We start from the raw sequence: 3,824 nt of genomic DNA, 5'->3' as shown, positions 1-3,824 counted from the left end.
GTCTCAGACCACGCCTCCCCCGGCCTCCGCACCGACGCCTCCCTCGGCACCCCGTCCCTCCTCGGCTCCGGAACCCTCGCCCGTCTCTCCAGAGGACGACGTCCCGGAGGACGACGATCCCGATCTCGACGAGTCGGCGCTGTCGGGACATGAGCTGATCGTGCGGGAGTTGGGGGCAACGGTGGTGGAGGAGTTCTCGAACGAGTAGCCGCCCCGGCCCCCCGGCGGAGCCGCCCGTTAGGCTGACCCCGTGAACGTCCTCGTCATCGGCAGCGGTGCCCGCGAACACGCCCTGTGCCACTCCCTCTCCCTCGACCCCGAGGTAACCGGCCTCCACTGCGCCCCCGGCAACGCCGGCATCGCAGAGGTGGCCGAGCTGCACCAGGTCGACCCCCTCGACGGCAAGGCCGTGGCCGCACTGGCCACGGAACTCGGCGCCGAGCTGGTGGTCGTAGGCCCGGAGGCACCGCTCGTCGCGGGGGTCGCCGACGCCGTGCGCGAGGCCGGTATCCCGGCGTTCGGTCCCTCCGGGGAAGCCGCGCAGCTGGAGGGCTCCAAGGCCTTCGCCAAGGAGGTGATGGCGGCCGCGGGCGTCCCGACCGCCCGCTCCTACGTCTGCACGACCCCCGAGGAGGTCGACGAGGCGCTCGACGCCTTCGGCGCCCCGTACGTCGTGAAGGACGACGGCCTCGCGGCCGGCAAGGGCGTCGTCGTGACCGGCGACCTGGAGGAGGCAAAGGCGCACGCAAACGCCTGCGACCGCGTGGTCATCGAGGAGTTCCTCGACGGTCCCGAGGTCTCCCTCTTCGCGATCACGGACGGCGAGACCGTCGTCCCCCTGCAGCCCGCCCAGGACTTCAAGCGGGCCCTGGACGGCGACGAGGGCCCGAACACCGGCGGCATGGGTGCGTACTCACCACTCCCGTGGGCCAAGCCCGATCTGGTCGAGGAGGTCATGAACACCGTCCTCCAGCCGACCGTCGACGAGCTGCGCCGCCGCGGCACCCCGTTCTCCGGTCTCCTCTACGCAGGCCTGGCGATCACCAGCCGAGGCGTACGGGTCATCGAGTTCAACGCCCGTTTCGGCGACCCCGAGACCCAGGTCGTCCTCGCCCGCCTGAAGACCCCGCTCGCGGGCGTACTCCTCGCCGCGGCCCAGGGCACCCTCGCCGACGTCCCCGACCTGCGCTGGAGCGACGACGCGGCCGTCACCGTGGTCATCGCCTCCCACAACTACCCCGCCACCCCGCGCACCGGCGACCCCATCGAGGGCCTCGACGAGGTGGCCGCACAGGACGCTCCGTCCGCTTACGTCCTGCACGCCGGCACCAAGCGCGACGGCGGCGCGATCGTGAGCGCGGGCGGCCGTGTGCTCTCCGTCACGGCCCGCGGCACGGACCTCGCCCAGGCCCGCGAACGTGCATACGCGGCCGTCGACCGCATCCACCTCGACGGCTCGCACCACCGCACGGACATCGCGGCCAAGGCAGCGGCCGGATCGTAACTCTCGGTTACGCACCCTTCAGGCCCAAGGTCCCCGGGCCCAAGGTCCCCGGGCCCAAGGTCCCCGGGCCCAAGGTCCCCGGGCTCAAGGCCCGCGGTCCCCATGGGCAACACCCACCCCTCCTCACCCTTCCCGTCAGCCAGCTCTACTCAAAGCCCTTCCATCGAGTGGCCGATCCCCCATCCGGCTGACGTGGGCCGGAGCCCCAACTAGGGTGCGGCGCAAGCGTTCCGGCACTTGGCCCACCGGCATTGCGATGTCAGTCCCGGGTGCCACAGTGGGGGAGTGAGCAACGCCATGGACGTCCGCCGGCAGTGGCTGGGTATGCACGCGCCGGGCGGGCAGTAGGGGGTGACACCGGTCGTGTCCGGTATGGGTGTGGAGGCGGACGCGCAGAGCGCGCGTTCCCGGGCTCTCGCCGTGCTGCGTATCCGCAGCAGGGCGCTGGCCGTCGCCCTGCTGCCCGCGGCCGTCGCCGTCGTACTGCTCGTCGCCGGGGCCACGGGCCATGCCGACGGGGGAGCCTGGCAGCTCGCGAGCTGGATCCTGGCCGCCGTCGCGCTCCTGGCCCTCCTCGCCGCCGCGGGCATCGCCCTGGTCGTCGCCCGCTCCCGGCCGGCCGTGAGTCCCACGGTCCCGATCGCGGAGGAATCGGCGCCGGACCTGTACCGCATGGTGCGGGATCTGGCCGACCGCCTCGAGGTGCCCGCGCCCTCCGCGATAGCGCTCACCCCGGACTGCGACAGCTGGCTGGAGGACCGCACCCACCCGGCCCACGGCCCGCCCCGGCCGGAATCCCGGGACGAGATAGCAGGCGTACGCGGCCTCCAGACCCGTACGCCCGCCGCGCCCGTCCTCGTCATCGGCTCCCCCTTCCTTTGGTGGATGCGGGTCGGTGAGCTGCGAGCGGTCCTCGCGCCGGTCGTCGCGGGTACGGGGCCGTCGGCGCACCCCGACATAGCCGCGGCCCGCCGTTTCGTACGGGGCCTCGACGCGGCGGTGGCGGTGACGTCGGCGCCCACACGCGGACCCCTGGCCCGTGCCGTCCTCGCGGGCGTCGGCTGGGTCGCCCGCCTGCTCCTGCGCAGTTGCCGCGGCCATGCGAGCGAGATGGAGCGGGGCGTGGCGGCGGCCGCCGCCGAGCGTGCACAGGCTGTGGATTATGGTCTGCGGATCGTCGCGCAGGAGCAGGTGGGCCTGGCGTACGCGGGCTGGGACCGGCTCCTGACCCGGGTCGCGCTGCCTGCCTGGCGCATGGGCCGCTGGCCGTCCCGCCTCGACGCCGGCGTCGTCGCGGCCCTCACCGAGCTCTCCCGCCGCGACCGCCTCGCCGAGGGTTTCGCCTCCCGCCTCGGCGAACGCCCCGCCTGCGACCTCCTGGAAGAGCCCGGCGCTGTCGACGAGGCCGCATCCCTCCTCGCCGCCCGCCTCTTCCACGGCGGCCCCGCCGAGTCCGGCCCCGACTGGGCGCCGGTGGACTGGGACGAGTACCCCGACGAGGTCGTCGACCGCAAATGGCGCACCGACGCCGCGCGGCTCCACCGGGTCCTGGACGCCCAGGGCGTCAGCCACTCCTCCGACCCGACGGCCCTGGCTCCCGGCGGTCCGACCCTGTCGCGGGTGATGGATCACCTGACGGGAACGGGAGGCGCGGAGCGGGATGACGGAGTCGGTGACACGGCGAGGGCCCACAAGAAGACAGCCTCAGCCGAACCGGACGCAGTCCCAGCCGAATCGGACGCACCCCCAGCAGAAACGGACGCAGCCCCAGCCGCCCCAGACATATCCCATAACGTGCCTGACGTACCTGGCATGCCTGACGCGGCGTACGAGGACGAGGACGACGACGGAGGCGGCGTCGCCAACGAACGAACCGCCGCGCTGGCCGCGGGCCTCAGCGCGGAGCTGGCCCGCGAGGAGGCGGCCGCGCCGACGATACGGTCCGCGCCGCCCGGCGCCGCCACCGGCCAGGGCGGCCCGGACACAGCCCTGTGGGACGACGGAATGCTGCCGCTCTTTCCCCTGCAACAGCCGCGAACCGGACGCGAACTCCTCACCGACCATGTCACGGCGATGGTCTGCTGCGCCGCGATGGACACGGCCGGCGCCACCCCCGGCCTCGACTGGCTCGACGGCCCCACCCTCCTCATCAACGGCGAACGCTCCGCCGACCTGACCCCCCGAGTCCTCACCCTCATAGAAGACGGCGACCCCAGGCCCCTACGAGAATGGCTCCTCCGCCTCGGCATCCGCCCCGAAAAACCAGTGCGCCTGGTCTGACCGCCGAAGGCAGCCGCACCCACCCACCGAACCCCAACCC

At 73.3% G+C, this 3,824-nt stretch carries 2 protein-coding genes and 1 pseudogene; all 3 read left to right on the top strand.

The window, feature by feature from the left end; genetic code table 11:
* A pseudogene (locus G5C60_RS49880) lies at positions 1 to 208 on the top strand (DNA polymerase III subunit gamma/tau); the annotation flags it as partial.
* Positions 209 to 250: 42 nt separating this feature from the next.
* Positions 251 to 1,504: a phosphoribosylamine--glycine ligase gene (gene purD, locus G5C60_RS49875; protein ID WP_165270819.1), complete on the top strand. Its 1,254-nt coding sequence runs from the start codon at positions 251 to 253 to the stop codon at positions 1,502 to 1,504.
* Positions 1,505 to 1,876: 372 nt separating this feature from the next.
* Entirely contained in the window at positions 1,877 to 3,784 is a 1,908-nt protein-coding gene (locus G5C60_RS49870; RefSeq protein ID WP_165270821.1) for a hypothetical protein, read from the top strand.
* The last annotated feature ends 40 nt before the right edge of the window (positions 3,785 to 3,824 follow it).

The organism is Streptomyces scabichelini, assembly GCF_011045015.1.
Taxonomy (GTDB): domain Bacteria; phylum Actinomycetota; class Actinomycetes; order Streptomycetales; family Streptomycetaceae; genus Streptomyces; species Streptomyces scabichelini.
This window is presented reverse-complemented; position numbering and strand designations above follow the sequence as displayed.